A 14895-nucleotide genomic window follows, 5' to 3' on the forward strand; every position below is an offset into this window, starting at 1 on the left:
TTTTCGAGCACCGGCCCGCAGCGTACGTTTAGGTACGTGAGGACCGGAAGCGCAGAAGACTACCATTTTGCAGGCCAAGCATCAGTGAATGTCGACCGGCGCTAGCGGGCGGCACGGGCGAAGCGGCGATACCAGCCGGGACTGGCCAGCGTGTTGCGGAACACCGATCGCCGTTCGGCCGCTTCAACCACATTCTCGGCGCCAATCTGGGCCTCGATTTGGGTCGAGGCGCGCTCGAAGGGAATGACCTGCACCAACGGGGTGCCCTTTTCGATCTCATGCAATCCGTCCGGGCCATGGGCGAAGAACGGAAAGTGGATCGGCGCGACATAGCTATCGGTGTCGACAATGCCGGCGACCGGCTCGAACAGCGGATTGGTGCGGTTGAGCAGCGGCACGAAAAGGCAACTCCAGCCCTTGGGGGTGCGGATCGACCAGTAATTGTGAAACTTGCACGGGGGCAGTGCGCTGCGGGGATTGCCCGCCACCTGGTGGCTGCCATGGTTGGAAACCATGGTCTTGTCGAAATCCCAGCCCGCCGTCACCGTCTGTCCATCATTGCTGATATCGAGCCGCACGGTCGCGGCGAGCGGGATGATGTAACCCGTCATCATGGCGTCGAGGAACGGCATGCAGCGCTTGACGGTGAGGCCGGTATCGTTGGGGCTGACCTTGGCTGGATCGACCGCTGGAAGTTTGCGAAACCAGTCCGGCAAATGCGTCTTTGACAACACGGGCGGCGCGATAACGCCCTCGTCTTCCGGTGAACAAAGAAAGCGGATGATCGGCTTGGGCCGGGCAAACATGGCGACATCTCCATAGCGGGTCTCGTCAGCAGCAGACGCACCGGCTCCGGATTTATTCCTTCGGCGAGGCTGAAAAATTCTGCGGAATAGTTTTGGTCCCCATCCGTCTTGCTGTGTGGAGCGGCACTGCTCCGCAAGCTGAAAGGAAAGCCCAATGGGTAAAACCATCACGATAACCACACTGGCGATTGCCGGCATGATGGCTGCCAACGCGCCTGCCCAGGCCTATGGCGTCGTCGATCCGCAGCCGCAGGCTGTCGCAGGCGAAACCATGCTCGTCGCCGATTCGCGTTGGAGCAAGCGGGTCTACGACCAGCGCAACAACACCTGGTCCGGCAGTTCAAGCAATTCGAACTCGAACTCGAACTCCAATTCGAACAGCAATTCGAGTTCCAACGGCTCGTCCAATTCGAGTTCCAATAGCTCATCCAATTCGAGTTCCAATAGCTCATCCAATTCGAACTCAAACAGCTCTTCGAATTCGAGCAGCAACTCATCGTCCAATTCGAGCAGCAATTCCTCATCGAACTCCAGCTCGAACTCATCGTCCAACTCGTCCGACGGTGACGATTGAGCCCTCGAACAACGAAAGGACAGACCATGACCAGATATCTCAAGACCACCGCCGCCGCCCTGGCCCTGCTGATGGCCGGCACCAGCCTCAGCATGGCGCTCGAGGTCGAAACGCTGCCGGGCAAGCCAGTTGTCGCTGACAAGGTCACGATCCTTGTCGCCGATGACGATGACGATCGCCGTTCCTGGTCGCACAAGTCCGGCCCGCGCTGGTACGATGACCGTGACGATGATGACGACGACGACCGTTGGGACGACGACGATGACGATCGCTGGGAAGACGATGACGATGGTGACGACGACTAATCGCCGTCTATCCAAAACAGGCACCCACTCGCGTGGGTGCCTGAACCGGCCTGGACATAGGCGCCGCAATGCAAGGTCACGTGCATTGATTAATTGGCTTGCAAGATTACTTGCATAGCGTTAGTCTCCCTCGAACGGAGGGAATATGTCTGTACTTGAGCGCGTGAAGGACGTGGCCGACAGCCTGACGCCGGCAGAGCAACTGCTGATCAAGCAGGTGATTGCGAGCCCCCGCGACATCGCCCTTGGTACAGCCAGCGATCTGGCCCACCGCATTGGCGTGCACGAAGCTACCGCATCGCGGCTCGCCAAGAAACTGGGCTATCCTAATTATGCCGGCTTTCGCGCCGCAATCCAGGAAGAATTCATCGTCCGCACCGATCCGGCAACGCGGGTGCGCAACACCTTGCAGCAGACCAGCACGGCAGGCCTTTTGACCGACCTCGTCGGCCGGGAAATGGAAGCGCTGGCCGGGCTCGAGAGCTATGTTGATGACGGCAAGATCATCGCCGCGGCGCGCGTCCTGCTCAAGGCGCGGCGAATCTACATTTTCGCGCGTGGCAATGCCGAGGCGCTGGCCGTGCTGATCGACCGTCGCCTGCGCCGCATGGGGCGCGACACCGTGGTGTTGGAGGGCGAAGGCCGGGACCTGGCCGAACAGGTGCTGGGCATGAGTGCCAGCGATTCCATCGTCGGCTTCGCCTTTCGCCGCCAGCCGACCCATTATGGGCCACTGATGAACCATGCCCGTAGTGTTGGTGCTGCATCGGTGGTCATTTCAGGCAGTGTCGGACCCTCGCTGGTTCCGGCCGCCGACCACCTGCTGTTTGCGCCGCGCGCTGGGTCTCAGGATGCGTTCCAGACGCTGACCGTTCCGATGGCAATCTGCAATGGCCTGGTGCTGAGCATGGCCAAGGAAGATCCGAAGGCTTCGCTGCAGCATCTGGAAACACTGGGCCAACTGATCGATACCTTCGACTGAAGACCGCGCCGTGCAAGCGGAGGCAACGTGCACGACCGATTGCTGCAAGTTCACATGCACGTCATATAGATCGTGCAAATGCCCATGCATCCAACAGGACGCATGATGTGTCTATTCCTGAGGAGGATTTGATGGACAAGAAGACGCTGCTGATCTCGACCGCATTCATGGCGCTGGCGCTCCCCGCCGCCGCGCAGCCGCTGGCCGCGCTGGATGCGATGACCCCTGAAGAATTGCTGCCGCTGGCACAGGCCGAGGGCACGGTGACGGTGTACGCCTTCACCAGCCGCATCGCCGCGGTGGAAGCGGCATTCGAGGCTGCCTATCCGGGCATCGACATGGTCAGCCACGACATGAGCTCCACCGAGCAGATCACCCGCATCAAGGCAGAAGCCAGCGCCGGCATCGCCAGCGTCGATGTCGTTTATATATCCGATGCGCCGGTGGTATTCGCCGAACTGCTCGGCCCCGGCCTCGTTACGCAATACGTGCCGCCGCGCGTGGTGCCGCTGCTCGATAACAGCGAGAAGAACCCGCTGTTGGCACAGCGCCTGTCGACCAAGGTGCTGATGTATAACGAGGAAGCCAACCCGGACGGCACGCCGGTCAGCAATCTCTGGGAGCTGACCACGGAGGACTGGACCGGCCGCGTCATCATGGTGGACCCGCTGCAGCGCGGCGATTACCTCGACCTGATGACCGAGATCGTGCTGCGTTCGGACGAGATGGCCAGCGCCTACGAGGCGGAGTTCGGCCAGCCGATCGCGCTCGACGATGGCATCGAGAATGCCGGCCAGCAGTTCATCGTCGACCTGTTCGAGAACGACGTCATCATGGTGTCCTCGACCGACGACGTGAACGCCGCAATCGGCGCGCTTGGCCAGGACAATCCACCGGTCGGCTTCACCTCCTATTCGGATCGTCGCGACAATGAGGACGAGGGCTGGGCGCTGCAGGTGGCCAACGACGTGACGCCGGCCAATGGCATCATCTTCCCGGCGGTGCTTGCCGTATCGTCCACCTCCGCTCACCCAGCCGCCGCGCGCCTGGTCATCGACTTCCTGATGGGTGACGACAGCGAAACCGGCGGCGAAGGCTTCAAGCCGTTCTACGTGGCCGGCGACTATGCCACCCGCAGCGATATCGCCAGCCATCCCGATGCGGTGCCGCTCGCCGATTTCTCCGCCTGGTCGATCGACCCGGCGGCCACGGCCCAGATTCGCCAGGATGTCGGCGATCTGATCCTGTCGCTGCAGTAGACGTCGTTGCAACGGCTCCCGGCTCAGGCCGGGAGCCAACAAGGCCCAATCCACCATGTCCATCGCCCCTGCCCGCCCCATGGCGCGACCTTTCCCGATCAACGGGCGCCTGGCGCTCAAGCTCTTCGTGCTGGCCATCCTGGGCGTGCTCGTTGCGGCGCCACTGCTGCGCATCCTCTTCGAAACGCTGGCGCCTGACGCCATCACCGCCTGGAGCGACGTTACCCATGGCAGGCTATCGAAGAACCTGCTCTGGCTGCCGCTCGGCAACACGCTGATCCTGGGCGTCGGGGTGGCCTGCGGCTGCGTGCTTATCGGGGGCTTTCTCGCTTGGCTCGTGGTCATGACCGACATGCCGTTCCGGCGTACCATCGGGCTTCTGGCCACCCTGCCCTTCATGATCCCCAGCTTTGCCACGGCGCTCGCCTGGGGTTCGCTGTTCCGCAATTCGCGGGTCGGCGGACAGACGGGCTTTCTCGAAGGCTTGGGATTGACCATTCCCGACTGGCTGGCCTGGGGCATGGTGCCGACGCTAATCGTCCTGATCGCGCACTATTATTCGTTGGCCTTCACAGTCATCGCCGCGGCGCTTGCGACGGTCAATTCCGACCTGGTCGAAGCCGCACAGATGGCTGGCGCCAAGCGCAGCCGTATCCTGCTCGGCATCGTGTTGCCCGTCGCCCTCCCCGCAGTCGTGGCCGGAGCGTCGCTGACCTTTGCCGGCGCCGTATCCAATTTCGCAGCCCCTGCCCTACTTGGCCTGCCCGTGCGCATGCAGACCATGGCGACCCGCCTCTATGGCCTCATCGAAGTGGGCCAGACCGAGCGCGGCTATGTCGTCGCCATCCTGCTGATCCTGGTTTCGGCGCTGTTCCTGTGGCTGGGCAACAAGGTCATTTCCGGCCGCCGGTCCTATGCCACCATCACCGGCAAGGGCGGCCGGGCCAAGCGGTTCGAACTGCGCGCCGCGCGGCTGCCGCTGCTCTCGGTTGCGGGATTGATCTGCCTCCTCACCACGCTCGTCCCGGTGGCAATCCTCATCGCCTCCTCGCTGGCGCCCGCCTCCTCGGCGCTGTTCTCCAACTGGACGCTGCACTACTGGACCGGGCTCTCCGATCCCTCCATCGCACAGGGCCAGGCAGGCATCTGGTCCAATCCCTTCATCGTGTCGGCGACCGGGCTCACGGTCGGCTTGGGCATCACCGTGGCCGTCACGACGACCATCATCGGGCTCATCGTCGCCTTCGTGCTGGCCCGCGACGGCAAGGGGCCGCTGGCCGGCATCATCAACCAGGTCAGCTTCCTGCCGCTGCTGGTGCCTGGCATCGCCTTTGGCGCCGCCTATATCGCGCTGTTCGGCGCGCCGATTGGGCCCTTCCCGGCACTCTACGGCACCTTCTGGCTGCTGCTCATCGCCGGCACGGCCTATCTGCTGCCTTTTTCGGTGCAGACCGGTCGCGCCGTCATCCAGCAAGTGTCAGGCGACCTCGACGAAAGTGCCCGCATGACCGGCGCCGGCTTCCTGCGGCGGCTCACCGCCATCACCGTGCCGCTGGCCAGCCGGGGCCTCGCGGCAGGCGGGTTGATCGTCTTCGTCAAGATCATGCGCGATCTGTCGCTGGTGGTGCTGCTGTTCACCCCGACCACGCCGCTCTTGTCGGTTCTGGCCTACCGCTATGCCTCGGAAGGCTTCACCCAATTCGCCAATGCCATCACCGTCGTGATCCTCGTGATCTCGATCGCCGCGACCCTGCTTGCCAACCAGTTGCAGGCCAAGTCGCAGCCCTGGCTCAAATCGTAAGTCATCATCATGATCCGCATTGAAAAACTGACCAAGACTTTCGACACCTTCCAGGCCGTCGACCACATGTCCTTCGAGGTACCGCAAGGCGCCTTTCTGGTGCTGGTCGGCCCTTCCGGCTGCGGCAAATCCACCATGCTGCGCATGCTGGCGGGGCTGGAACTGCCCAGCGGAGGAACGGTGCAGTTCGGCGACGACACCGTATCGGACGGCGACAAGGGCTGGATGATCGACCCGGCCAAACGCAATACGGGCCTCGTGTTCCAGTCCTATGCGCTCTGGCCGCACATGACCGTGGCGGGGAATGTCGACTGGCCCCTCAAGGTCGCGGGCATGAGCAAGCCGGACCGGCAGGCGCGCGTCAGCGAAGTGCTGGCCATGCTCGGCATCGAGGCACTGGCCGCCCGCTATCCCAACGAGATTTCCGGCGGCCAGCAGCAGCGCGTCGCCATCGCCCGCATGATCGCCCCGCGACCCGCCATCCTGCTGTTCGACGAGCCTTTGTCCAACCTTGACGCCAAGCTCCGCGTGGAGATGCGTACTGAACTGCTGCGGGTGCATCGCGCCACTGGAGCGACTTCGGTCTATGTCACCCATGACCAGGTCGAGGCCATGACCATGGCCAGCCATGTCGCCGTGCTCAATGGCGGCAAGATCGAGCAGTTCGGGACACCGGAGGAATTGGTGCGCGACCCGGCCACGGCTTTTGTCGCCACGTTCGTTGGCACGCCACCGGCCAATCTGGTGCCCGTATCCATGCTACCGGAGCAGCACGCCAAGGGCCTGCGGGCCGACGCCCTGGCCATGTATCGGCCCGAGAATATCACGAGCAGCGCCGAGGCCTCGGCCAACAGCATGGCGTTTGAATTTGCCGAAGCCAGCCCGGTCGCGGGCCGCACCATGTTGACGGGAACGCAGGGTCCGCTACGCGTCACTGCCGTGGTCGACAATGCGCCCCGCCTGCAGATAGGCGACATGGTGCATTTTGGCCTGCCGGAAACTCCTGCCGCGATGTTCGCCCCCAATGGGGAGCGCCTGTCATGAGGCGGCTTTTCCTTGTCCGCCACGGCGAATCCGAATGGAACGCGGTTCGTCGCCTGCAGGGACAGGCCGATATTGCGCTGTCGTCCCAGGGCGAGGCGCAAGCGATTGCCTTGGCAGCGACAGTGGCGCAACTGGCGCCTGACCGTGTCATAACTTCGGACCTGCGCCGCGCACATCAGACCGCGTCCCTGCTGGGCTACCCAGATGCCCGGCAGGATGCCAGGCTGCGCGAGGTCAATGTTGGCGATTGGACCGGCCTTCCGATTGCCGACATCATCGCTGCGGATGCTGAGGCCTATCGAGGCTGGCGCGCCGGAACTTTTGCACCCCCCGGGGGCGAACACTGGCAGGACTTCTCCCTGCGCACGGCCAATGCTGTGCTGAGCGAGTCCGGGACGGCCAAGAGGCTACTGGTGGTCTGCCACGGCGGGGTCATTCGGGCGCTACTTCAAACCCTGCTGGGGCTCGCACCGAAGCGCATCATCCCCGTGGGACCGGGGAGCCTGACCATCCTTGCCAACAAGCCGGCCGAGACCGAAATGCGCCTCGAAGTTTTCAACTTCGCCCCAGGCGGGCCGGTGCTTGATGCGCCGGACTGACTAAGGTTTCAAATCGGGCCCAAAACGCACCGCTCAGGTCTGCCTGACTGCTGAGTTCATGCCCACACCTCAGCCGGCACCGAACTTTGGCCGTCCTCAATTCTCGCTCAAGCGGGTGCCGGTTTCCCTGTCGAAGACGTAGACCTGCTGTGGAGACGTGTAGAGCGTCAGGTTGGTTTCCGCCTCGACCAGGTCGTCGCCGCTGACGGTCACGACAGTGGGCTGTCCAGCTAGGTCAACGGTGACAAACGTCTGGCCGCCCGTGGGCTCAACAATGCTGACGGGCCCGGTCAGGCCCGGCCCCTGGCCTGTGCGCTGGAAGTGCTCGGGGCGGACACCCACGGTTACGGGCTGCCCCTCTGTCAGGCGGGACGCGGGCCGGAACTCGAATGATACGCCCGGCGCCGTTCGGGCCGCGCCACCGACGATGGTTGCCTCGAAAAAGTTCATGGCTGGTGAGCCGATGAAGCCGGCTACAAATGTATTTGCCGGCTGCCGATACAGCTCCATTGGCGACCCGGCTTGCTGGATGATGCCCTTGTTGAGCACCACGACACGATCGGCCAGCGTCATGGCCTCGACCTGGTCATGGGTCACGTAGACCGAGGTAACGCCAACCTTCTTGTGCAATTGCTTGATCTCGGAGCGCATCTGCACCCGCAGTTTCGCATCCAGATTGGACAAGGGCTCATCGAACAGGAACACGGATGGGTCGCGAACCAATGCGCGGCCCATGGCAACGCGCTGGCGTTGACCGCCCGAGAGTTGACTTGGTTTGCGGTCGAGCAGCGGCTCAAGCTCAAGCATGGTGGCAGCGGCTCTTACACGCCGGTCGATTTCGGCCTTTGGCTTGCCCGCCAGTTCCAGATTGAAGGCCATGTTGCGGTAGACGTTCATGTGTGGATAGAGCGCGTAGCTCTGGAACACCATGGCGATGTTGCGCTCCTTGGGCGTGAGGTCGTTGACGATCTCACCCCCGATCGAAATGTCGCCGCCCGTTATGTCCTCCAGGCCGGCGATCATGCGCAAAATCGTGGATTTGCCGCAGCCGGAGGGACCGACAAGCGCCACAAACTCACCGTCAGTGACCTCAAGGTTGATCCCCTCGATCACGGACACGGCGCCGTAGCTCTTGGAGATGTTGCGCAGCTCAAGACCGGCCATGATGAACTCCGATTATTTGACGGCGCCAGCGGTCAGGCCGGCAATGATGTGTTTCTGCGCGACAAAGAACACGATGATGGTGGGGGTGATGGTCAGCGTGATGAACGCCAGGATCAATTGCCAATCGGTGCTGAACTCGCCCCGGTAGACCATGATGCCCAGGGGCCAGGGGTATTTGGATTCCGAATTGAGCAGGATCAGCGGCAGGATGTAGCTGTTCCAGCTTCCCACGAAGGAAATGATGCCGACCGTTGCGATGATGGGGCGACTGAGCGGCAGGGTTATGTGCCAGAAGAACCGGAAATATCCGGCCCCATCCACGAAGGCCGCGTCGAACAGTTCCAATGGCATGCCGCGGAAGTAGTTGCGGAAAAGCAGGATACTCATGCCGAGCCCAAAAGCGGCTTGAGGCAGGACGACCCCCCAATAGGTATCGAGGAGGCCCAGGTCGCGAATGCGGATAAAGAGCGGCAGGATGGCGGTGGCTGCCGGGAACATCAGCCCGATCAGGAAGTAGTTGAGCAGGTGCTGGGAGCCAAAGAACTTCACATGGGCAAAGACGAATGCCGCCATCGCCGCCAGGGTCAGTACCAGGAAGACGGTGAGCCCGGCGATCAGGAGCGAATTGCCCATTTGAAGCCAATAGCGTTGGCTGACGAGGATGTCGGTATAGTTGGAAAACATCCAGGTTTGCGGCAACCCAAAGGCGTTGCCGCGCAAATCGCCCAGCGTCTTGAAACCGCCCAAGGCGGTGGTGACGAGCGGAACCAGCACCACGGCTGCCACGATCAACAGCGCGGCATAGAGATAGGTCCTGGTGCGAATGCCCAGGCTGTGCCCGCTGGTGGGCGCGGAAGCGGCGTCGATGGGTGGGGCGGTGTCAGTCATTGCGCATGAATATCCGCTTGTAGCTGAACGCGAGGGTGACGCAGATCACGAACAGCACGACGCCAACCGCCGAGCCGAAGCCGACCTGCATCCGCATTACGCCGAAACTGTAGAGGAAGGTGACCAGCGTCTGGGTTGAGTTCGAGGGCCCCCCGCCTGTCAGGGGCATGATCATGTCGAACAGTTGCAATGAACCGACCACCGCAAAGAACACCGACAACCGGACAGTCGACCCCAGCAATGGCAGGGTGACCTTCATGAATTTCTGCCAGCCGGTGGCGCCATCGATATCGGCGGCTTCCAGCACGCTCTTGTCGATGGCTTGCAGGCCAGCGATGAACAGCATCATGTGGAAGCCGAAATACTTCCAGACGATCACGCCCAGAACAGCGTAGAACGCTACGTTCTTGTCAGCGAGCCAGAATGGCGGCTCCTGACCGAAGAACTCCGCGATGTTGGCGACCAGGCCAAACTCGCCGTCATATACAAAGCGCCAGATCATGCCGGCGGCAACGTCGGCGAGCACATAGGGTAAAAAGAAGATCAGGCGAAAGACCAGGGCGCCTTTGATGTGCTTGGTGACCATTGTCGCGAGCCAAAGCGCCAGCGGGATCTGGATGCAGATCGAAGCGACGATGATCAAACCATTGTTGACCAGGGCGTTGCGGAACGCGCTTTGCCTGAAGATCAGCTCGTAGTTCTTCCAGCCCACCCATTGGTCAGGCAGCCCATAGCCGTTCCAGTTGAAGAACGAGTACCAGGCCGCCTCCCCCATCGGCAGGATGACAAAGAGCGTAAATAGAAGGAGAGCGGGCGGCAGGAACAGGATGATGACAGGCCACTTGCCGCGCATCCCGGAGCGGCGAGCCCGGGCGCGCGTGGTAGCTGCTGGTACGCTGAGGGCCGGAGCGGGCGCAATCTGGCTCATGGAAACCTATCGGCTTGACGAACGAACGGAGGAGGCGGCCCGGGAGAGAGCCGCCCCCACAGCTTACATTTCCATCGAGAAGGCATCCTGGATCTGCTGGAGCGCGTCTTCAGGCGTCACGCCACCCGAGACCAGTTCCACGGACATGTCATTGACCACGCGGCCAACGTTTGGTCCCAGATCCTGATCGAGATAGTTCTGGTGCCAGGTGGCCTTGGCCATCTGGGCAGCGCTATCGGCAAGGCTCGGGTCCTTCACATTCGCGTCCGACCCGACAGCCGTGGGCAGAACATTGTTGCGTTCCGCCAGCAGCGGCGCGCTTTCGATGGTCATGTAGTGGATGAAGTCTTCGGTTTCGGCCGGTGCATCCTTGGTGACGACCCAACCATTGAGGCCGCCCAGATCGTCGGTGATGACACCAGCGCCGCCATCGACCAATGGGAAGGGGAAACGCCCGATCTGGTCCTGTGCCAGGCCCTTGCCATCGGTGGCCGAGTTGGCCTGGTTGGACGCAGTTGCCATGTTCTCAAAGCCCAGCACCATGGCGGCGCGGCCATCGGCGAAAACGGCTTGGGTATCCGGCCAGGTGGCGCCGAGATAGCCGTCCTGGAATGGCTCGAGAGCGCCAAGATCGGCCAGGTGCTGGCTGGCCTTGACAAAGCCCTCGCCCTGGAAGCCTTCGCCGGCTTTCGCGGCTTCGAAGCCATCCTTGCCCAGCTCGCGCATGGCCAGATAGCTCCAGTAGAAATGGATCGGCCATTTGTCGCCACCACCACCAGCGATTGGCGTCAGTCCCGCGTCCTTGAGCTTTTGCACCGCGGCGAGGAAATCATCCCAGGTCTGGATCGAAGTGGCATCGACGCCCGCTTCTTCGAACATCGCCTTGTTGTAGAAGAAGGACACGAGGCCCGATTGCACCGGGGCAGCCCATACCTTGCCGTCGATGCTCAAGCCATCGATTGCGGCAGGACTGACTGCGTTGCGCCACGCGCCGCCGTCAGCATCAATTGCAGCGGTCAGATCGCGGATAGCACCGGTTTCGGACTGCGCCTTCAATACGCCGCCGCCCCAGGAATAGAACATGGAAGGCGCTTCACTGGACTGCAGCAGCGTCGGCAGCTTGGCCTTGAAAGCTTCGTTTTCCAGGAACTGGAACTCGATATCGACGCCCGGATTGGCTTCCTCGTAGGACGCAGCGATGTCCTCCCAGGTGGCGAGGCGGTCGGGGTTGGCTTCCAGATGAAGCCATTTGATGGTCGTCTGGGCATTCGCCGGCACACTTGCAGCCAGCAACGCCAGAGCGCTGAGGGCAAAAAGCCCCCGCTGCCGCGCAAGGCGGCCAAAATTGATGAACATGAGCTTCTCCTCCCGGGTTCTACGCCCCGTAGTTCATGAGCCTGCGTCCTTGATGCACGTAAGTCAAGACTAAAGCATACGTAAAGGCGGGGCACATTCAGCGCGCCGCCCAGTTCATCCCGCGCCGCAAGATCGTCTTCATCTGAGGCACCTCGAACTCGCTCGCCACATGGCCCAGCGAGGAATAAAACACCCGTCCCTGACCGTGCTGGCGCTTCCAGACCACCGGCATGACGACGCCGTCGATCCAGGGAGCATGATCGCCGTTGAACGTGGTCGTCGCCAGCACCTGATTGCTGGGATCGGCGTGCATGTAGTACTGCTCCGAGCGATAGGGGAACCGCTCTATTCCGGCCATCACGGGATCGTCGCTCGCGGTGACATCCACGTGGTAGTCGATGATGTTGCCGGGATGGGCGACCCACTGGCCGCCCACCATGAACTGGTACTCCACGGCATCGCGGAACGCATCTGCCATGCCACCATGATAGCCGGCCAGCCCCACGCCACCGCGGACAGCCTCCTCCAGATTGCTGACCTCATCCTTTTCGATCTTGCTCATGGTGAAAATCGGCACGATCAGGCTGTAATCCCTGATGGCGGGGTCCGCGAATGCCCGCGTCGTATTCTCCAGCCGGACGTCGAAGCCGTCCTCCTCGAGAAATGCCTGGATGATTTCCGCGCCCTGACGCGGCTCATGGCCTTCCCAGCCTCCCCAAACGATAAGTGCCTGGCGCATTGGTTTTCCTGTTGTTTTGCGTTGCAAATCGGCTTGGCTGTTCAAGCCAATTGGCCGTTCGACAAGGATGTCGAGAGCGGCTCCGGCCGGTCGAGCGTGGTGGACATGGAGACGGCTTTGCCGGTTTCGGCGGATGTGCCAAACGCTTCCATGACCTCGAGGACATGCAAGGCCAGCTCGCCATTGCAGCGATGCGCCCGACCAGTCACCAGCGCGGCGGCCATATCGGCCAGCCCGATCGAGCGGAAATTGCCATCCCAGTATGGCTGGTCCGTTGCGACGTTCTTCCACTCGCCGCCCTTTTCGAGCAGCTCCACCTGGCCGCCGAAATGGTTCGGGTCGGGAACGATCAGCGAGCCATCCGTTCCGTAGATCTCGAGCGGCAGATGCCTGTGGCCCGCCACGTCGAAGCTCATGCTGACCTGCACCACGGCACCGCTGGCGAAAATCAGCGTGCCGGCAACATGGGTGGGCACATGAACCGGAATGACCTCGCCAGCCCGTTCCTTGGCCGTGATCGTGCGGGTCTGGCGCAGCATCGTCGCGACGCCCAGCACTTGCTTGACCGGGCCCAGCAGGTTGACCAGATCGGTGATGTAGTAAGGTCCCATGTCCAGCATGGGGCCGCCCCCCTGGTCATAGTAAAAGCCCGGGTTCGGGTGCCAGCGCTCATGGCCGGGACACATGAAATAGGCGGTGCCGCCCACTATTTGCCCCAGCGCGCCACTATCAACGACGTGGCGGGCGGTCTGGTGAGAGCCGCCCAGGAAAGTATCAGGCGCCGAACCGACCCGCAGCCCTTTTTGGGCAGCTGCGTCGACCAGCCGCTTGCCTTCGGCAAAGGCTATCCCCAGCGGCTTCTCGGAGTAGACATGCTTGCCCGCCTCGATGGCACGCAAGCCCACCTCGACGTGTGCGCGCGGAATGGTCAGGTTCAAAATGATGTCGATCGAAGGATCGCCAAAGATATCATCGAGCGCGACCGCACGCAGTCCGAACTCCTGCCCGCGAGCCTTGCTGACGTCCGGGTTCAGGTCGGCGACCGCCCTTATATCCAGCACGGGAAAATTCTGTGCAGCCTTGAGATATGCCGCCGAGATATTGCCCAGGCCAACAATGCCGATACCCACTTTATCCATGATGTACTTCCTCTAAATCTTGTCACCTGAGGCGCAGGTCCCCTGCCCGCGCCTGTTGGAATGAGCGGTTACCAGTTGGCGATGCTGCCATCGGGCAAAATGGCGCTCAGCGCGGGGATGATCTCGGGGGCATAAGGGTGACGGCTGGCCGCCGCCTCGTCGATCTCGATCCCAAGCCCTGGAGCGGTTGGCACGGCCCAGCCGCCATTCACCAGATCGAGCGGGAAAGTGGCGCAAATCTCGCGGAACCAGGGCGCCAGGCCCACCGCTTCTTCCTGGATCACGAAATTGGGGGTGGCGACAGCAAACTGCAGGGCCGCAGCGCCCGCGACCGGGCCCATCGGATTGTGCGGCATCACCCCCATGGAGGCCGCCTCGGCAATAGCGGCAATACGCCGGCCGCCGCTGATCCCTCCGCAATGAGCAAGATCGGGCTGCACATAGGTGACAGCACGCAACCGGGCCAGTTCGGCATATTCCTGCGGGGTCAGCAAGCGCTCGCCGGTCGCCAGCGGACAAGCAACCGTTTTGGCCAGTTGCGCCAGCGCTTCCGGGTCGCCCGGCTGGATGGGTTCTTCGATAAACATCGGCCGTATCGGAGCGATGACATCGATAAACGCCTTGGCCGCCTGCGCCGAGTCTGGCCGGCCATGAAAATCACTCATGATATCAACGCTGTCCCCGACCCGCTCGCGCACGGCGACGGCAAGCTTTTCGGTTTGGCGCAAGGCCGGCAGGGAGGCGTCATAGCCGGTATATGGGACGAGACCGAGCTTGATGGCCGAATACCCCATCTCGACGGTTTCCTGCACGGCGTCACAGAAGCCTTCGACGTCGCCGGCAGCGATCGCCCGATCCTGGCGCCCTTGCAGCAGATGGGTATAGACCCGCGCATGGTCGCGAACCTGCCCGCCCAGCAATTGCCAGACCGGCACGCCAAGCGCCTTTCCCTTGATGTCCCACAAAGCCTGCTCGATGCCCGACAATGCGGTCAAGCCAATGACACCCAACGGCCAGAAGCTGAACCGACGCATCTTCTGCACGAGGTGTTCGACGCGATGAGGATCCTCGCCGATGACGAAACCGCCGAGATCCTCTATTGCACCAAGGACCGATTTCGTCTTCCATTCCAGCGTGGCTTCGCCCCAGCCATGCAGTCCAGGCTGGTCGGTCTGCACCTTGACGAAAATCCAGTTGCGATGGATGGCGTTGACGACACAGGTATCTATGGAAACGATCTTCATGCTTGCCAGACCAGAAACGCCACGACAGCGGCATGCGAACGCGACTCCAGACGAACGGCTATCCCGT

15 protein-coding genes are annotated in these 14895 nt (G+C 62.2%); 6 read left to right on the forward strand and 9 right to left on the reverse strand.

Translation table 11 applies throughout. From position 1 onward, the window contains the following. Positions 1 to 101: 101 nt before the first annotated feature. A complete protein-coding gene (locus C8264_RS06075) occupies positions 102 to 806 on the reverse strand; it encodes a hypothetical protein (RefSeq protein ID WP_108460085.1) in 705 nt (234 codons plus the stop codon). Between the two features lie 306 nt (positions 807 to 1112). After that, complete coding sequence (locus tag C8264_RS06080) at positions 1113 to 1358, reverse strand: hypothetical protein (protein ID WP_205245627.1); 246 nt, start codon at positions 1356 to 1358, stop codon at positions 1113 to 1115. 48 nt (positions 1359 to 1406) lie between these two features. Between C8264_RS06080 and C8264_RS06085 the strand changes: the two genes are divergently transcribed. The 6 genes from C8264_RS06085 (at position 1407) to C8264_RS06110 (ending at position 7370) form a co-directional block, all read left to right on the forward strand. Continuing rightward, positions 1407 to 1685, forward strand: coding sequence for a hypothetical protein (locus tag C8264_RS06085; protein ID WP_108460086.1), 279 nt, complete (start codon positions 1407 to 1409; stop codon positions 1683 to 1685). Between the two features lie 145 nt (positions 1686 to 1830). Beyond that, the gene (locus C8264_RS06090; RefSeq protein ID WP_108460087.1) at positions 1831 to 2667 is read left to right on the forward strand and encodes a MurR/RpiR family transcriptional regulator; all 837 of its coding nucleotides are present in this window, start codon (positions 1831 to 1833) and stop codon (positions 2665 to 2667) included. A gap of 131 nt (positions 2668 to 2798) precedes the next feature. After that, positions 2799 to 3926, forward strand: a complete 1128-nt coding sequence (locus C8264_RS06095) for an ABC transporter substrate-binding protein (protein WP_108460088.1) — start codon at positions 2799 to 2801, stop codon at positions 3924 to 3926. Positions 3927 to 3981: 55 nt separating this feature from the next. Then, positions 3982 to 5727, forward strand: a complete 1746-nt coding sequence (locus C8264_RS06100; RefSeq protein WP_108460089.1) for an ABC transporter permease — start codon at positions 3982 to 3984, stop codon at positions 5725 to 5727. Between the two features lie 9 nt (positions 5728 to 5736). After that, positions 5737 to 6771 (forward strand): ABC transporter ATP-binding protein, encoded by a 1035-nt coding sequence (locus C8264_RS06105; protein ID WP_108460090.1) that lies wholly within the window; start codon positions 5737 to 5739, stop codon positions 6769 to 6771. Beyond that, complete coding sequence (locus C8264_RS06110; RefSeq protein ID WP_108460091.1) at positions 6768 to 7370, forward strand: histidine phosphatase family protein; 603 nt, start codon at positions 6768 to 6770, stop codon at positions 7368 to 7370. Before C8264_RS06105 ends, C8264_RS06110 begins: the two co-directional genes overlap by 4 nt. A 96-nt stretch (positions 7371 to 7466) precedes the next feature. Here the strand turns inward: C8264_RS06110 and C8264_RS06115 are convergent, their stop codons facing one another. The 7 genes from C8264_RS06115 to C8264_RS06145 form a co-directional block, all read right to left on the reverse strand. Beyond that, entirely contained in the window at positions 7467 to 8534 is a 1068-nt protein-coding gene (locus tag C8264_RS06115) for an ABC transporter ATP-binding protein (RefSeq protein WP_108460092.1), read from the reverse strand. 12 nt (positions 8535 to 8546) lie between these two features. After that, entirely contained in the window at positions 8547 to 9422 is an 876-nt protein-coding gene (locus C8264_RS06120) for a carbohydrate ABC transporter permease (protein WP_108460093.1), read from the reverse strand. Further along, positions 9415 to 10275, reverse strand: coding sequence for a carbohydrate ABC transporter permease (locus C8264_RS06125; protein WP_245892976.1), 861 nt, complete (start codon positions 10273 to 10275; stop codon positions 9415 to 9417). Before C8264_RS06125 ends, C8264_RS06120 begins: the two co-directional genes overlap by 8 nt. Before the next feature lie 138 nt (positions 10276 to 10413). After that, positions 10414 to 11706 (reverse strand): extracellular solute-binding protein, encoded by a 1293-nt coding sequence (locus C8264_RS06130; RefSeq protein WP_108460095.1) that lies wholly within the window; start codon positions 11704 to 11706, stop codon positions 10414 to 10416. 97 nt (positions 11707 to 11803) lie between these two features. Beyond that, positions 11804 to 12445 (reverse strand): ThuA domain-containing protein, encoded by a 642-nt coding sequence (locus C8264_RS06135; RefSeq protein ID WP_108460096.1) that lies wholly within the window; start codon positions 12443 to 12445, stop codon positions 11804 to 11806. A 41-nt stretch (positions 12446 to 12486) separates the two neighbouring features. Beyond that, positions 12487 to 13584 (reverse strand): Gfo/Idh/MocA family protein, encoded by a 1098-nt coding sequence (locus C8264_RS06140; RefSeq protein ID WP_108460097.1) that lies wholly within the window; start codon positions 13582 to 13584, stop codon positions 12487 to 12489. A gap of 68 nt (positions 13585 to 13652) precedes the next feature. After that, complete coding sequence (locus C8264_RS06145; RefSeq protein WP_108460098.1) at positions 13653 to 14828, reverse strand: enolase C-terminal domain-like protein; 1176 nt, start codon at positions 14826 to 14828, stop codon at positions 13653 to 13655. Positions 14829 to 14895: the final 67 nt, after the last annotated feature.

The organism is Devosia naphthalenivorans (assembly GCF_003056355.1).
Lineage (GTDB): Bacteria > Pseudomonadota > Alphaproteobacteria > Rhizobiales > Devosiaceae > Devosia > Devosia naphthalenivorans.

Bases quoted from the DNA above. Each gene is read 5' to 3' on its own strand.
- C8264_RS06075 (WP_108460085.1), bottom strand. From the start codon at position 806: ATGTTTGCCCGGCCCAAGCCGATCATCCGCTTTCTTTGTTCACCGGAA.
- C8264_RS06085 (WP_108460086.1), top strand. From the start codon at position 1,407: ATGACCAGATATCTCAAGACCACCGCCGCCGCCCTGGCCCTGCTGATG.
- C8264_RS06090 (WP_108460087.1), top strand. From the start codon at position 1,831: ATGTCTGTACTTGAGCGCGTGAAGGACGTGGCCGACAGCCTGACGCCG.
- C8264_RS06095 (WP_108460088.1), top strand. From the start codon at position 2,799: ATGGACAAGAAGACGCTGCTGATCTCGACCGCATTCATGGCGCTGGCG.
- C8264_RS06100 (WP_108460089.1), top strand. From the start codon at position 3,982: ATGTCCATCGCCCCTGCCCGCCCCATGGCGCGACCTTTCCCGATCAAC.
- C8264_RS06105 (WP_108460090.1), top strand. From the start codon at position 5,737: ATGATCCGCATTGAAAAACTGACCAAGACTTTCGACACCTTCCAGGCC.
- C8264_RS06110 (WP_108460091.1), top strand. From the start codon at position 6,768: ATGAGGCGGCTTTTCCTTGTCCGCCACGGCGAATCCGAATGGAACGCG.
- C8264_RS06115 (WP_108460092.1), bottom strand. From the start codon at position 8,534: ATGGCCGGTCTTGAGCTGCGCAACATCTCCAAGAGCTACGGCGCCGTG.
- C8264_RS06120 (WP_108460093.1), bottom strand. From the start codon at position 9,422: ATGACTGACACCGCCCCACCCATCGACGCCGCTTCCGCGCCCACCAGC.
- C8264_RS06125 (WP_245892976.1), bottom strand. From the start codon at position 10,275: ATGCGCGGCAAGTGGCCTGTCATCATCCTGTTCCTGCCGCCCGCTCTC.
- C8264_RS06130 (WP_108460095.1), bottom strand. From the start codon at position 11,706: ATGTTCATCAATTTTGGCCGCCTTGCGCGGCAGCGGGGGCTTTTTGCC.
- C8264_RS06135 (WP_108460096.1), bottom strand. From the start codon at position 12,445: ATGCGCCAGGCACTTATCGTTTGGGGAGGCTGGGAAGGCCATGAGCCG.
- C8264_RS06140 (WP_108460097.1), bottom strand. From the start codon at position 13,584: ATGGATAAAGTGGGTATCGGCATTGTTGGCCTGGGCAATATCTCGGCG.
- C8264_RS06145 (WP_108460098.1), bottom strand. From the start codon at position 14,828: ATGAAGATCGTTTCCATAGATACCTGTGTCGTCAACGCCATCCATCGC.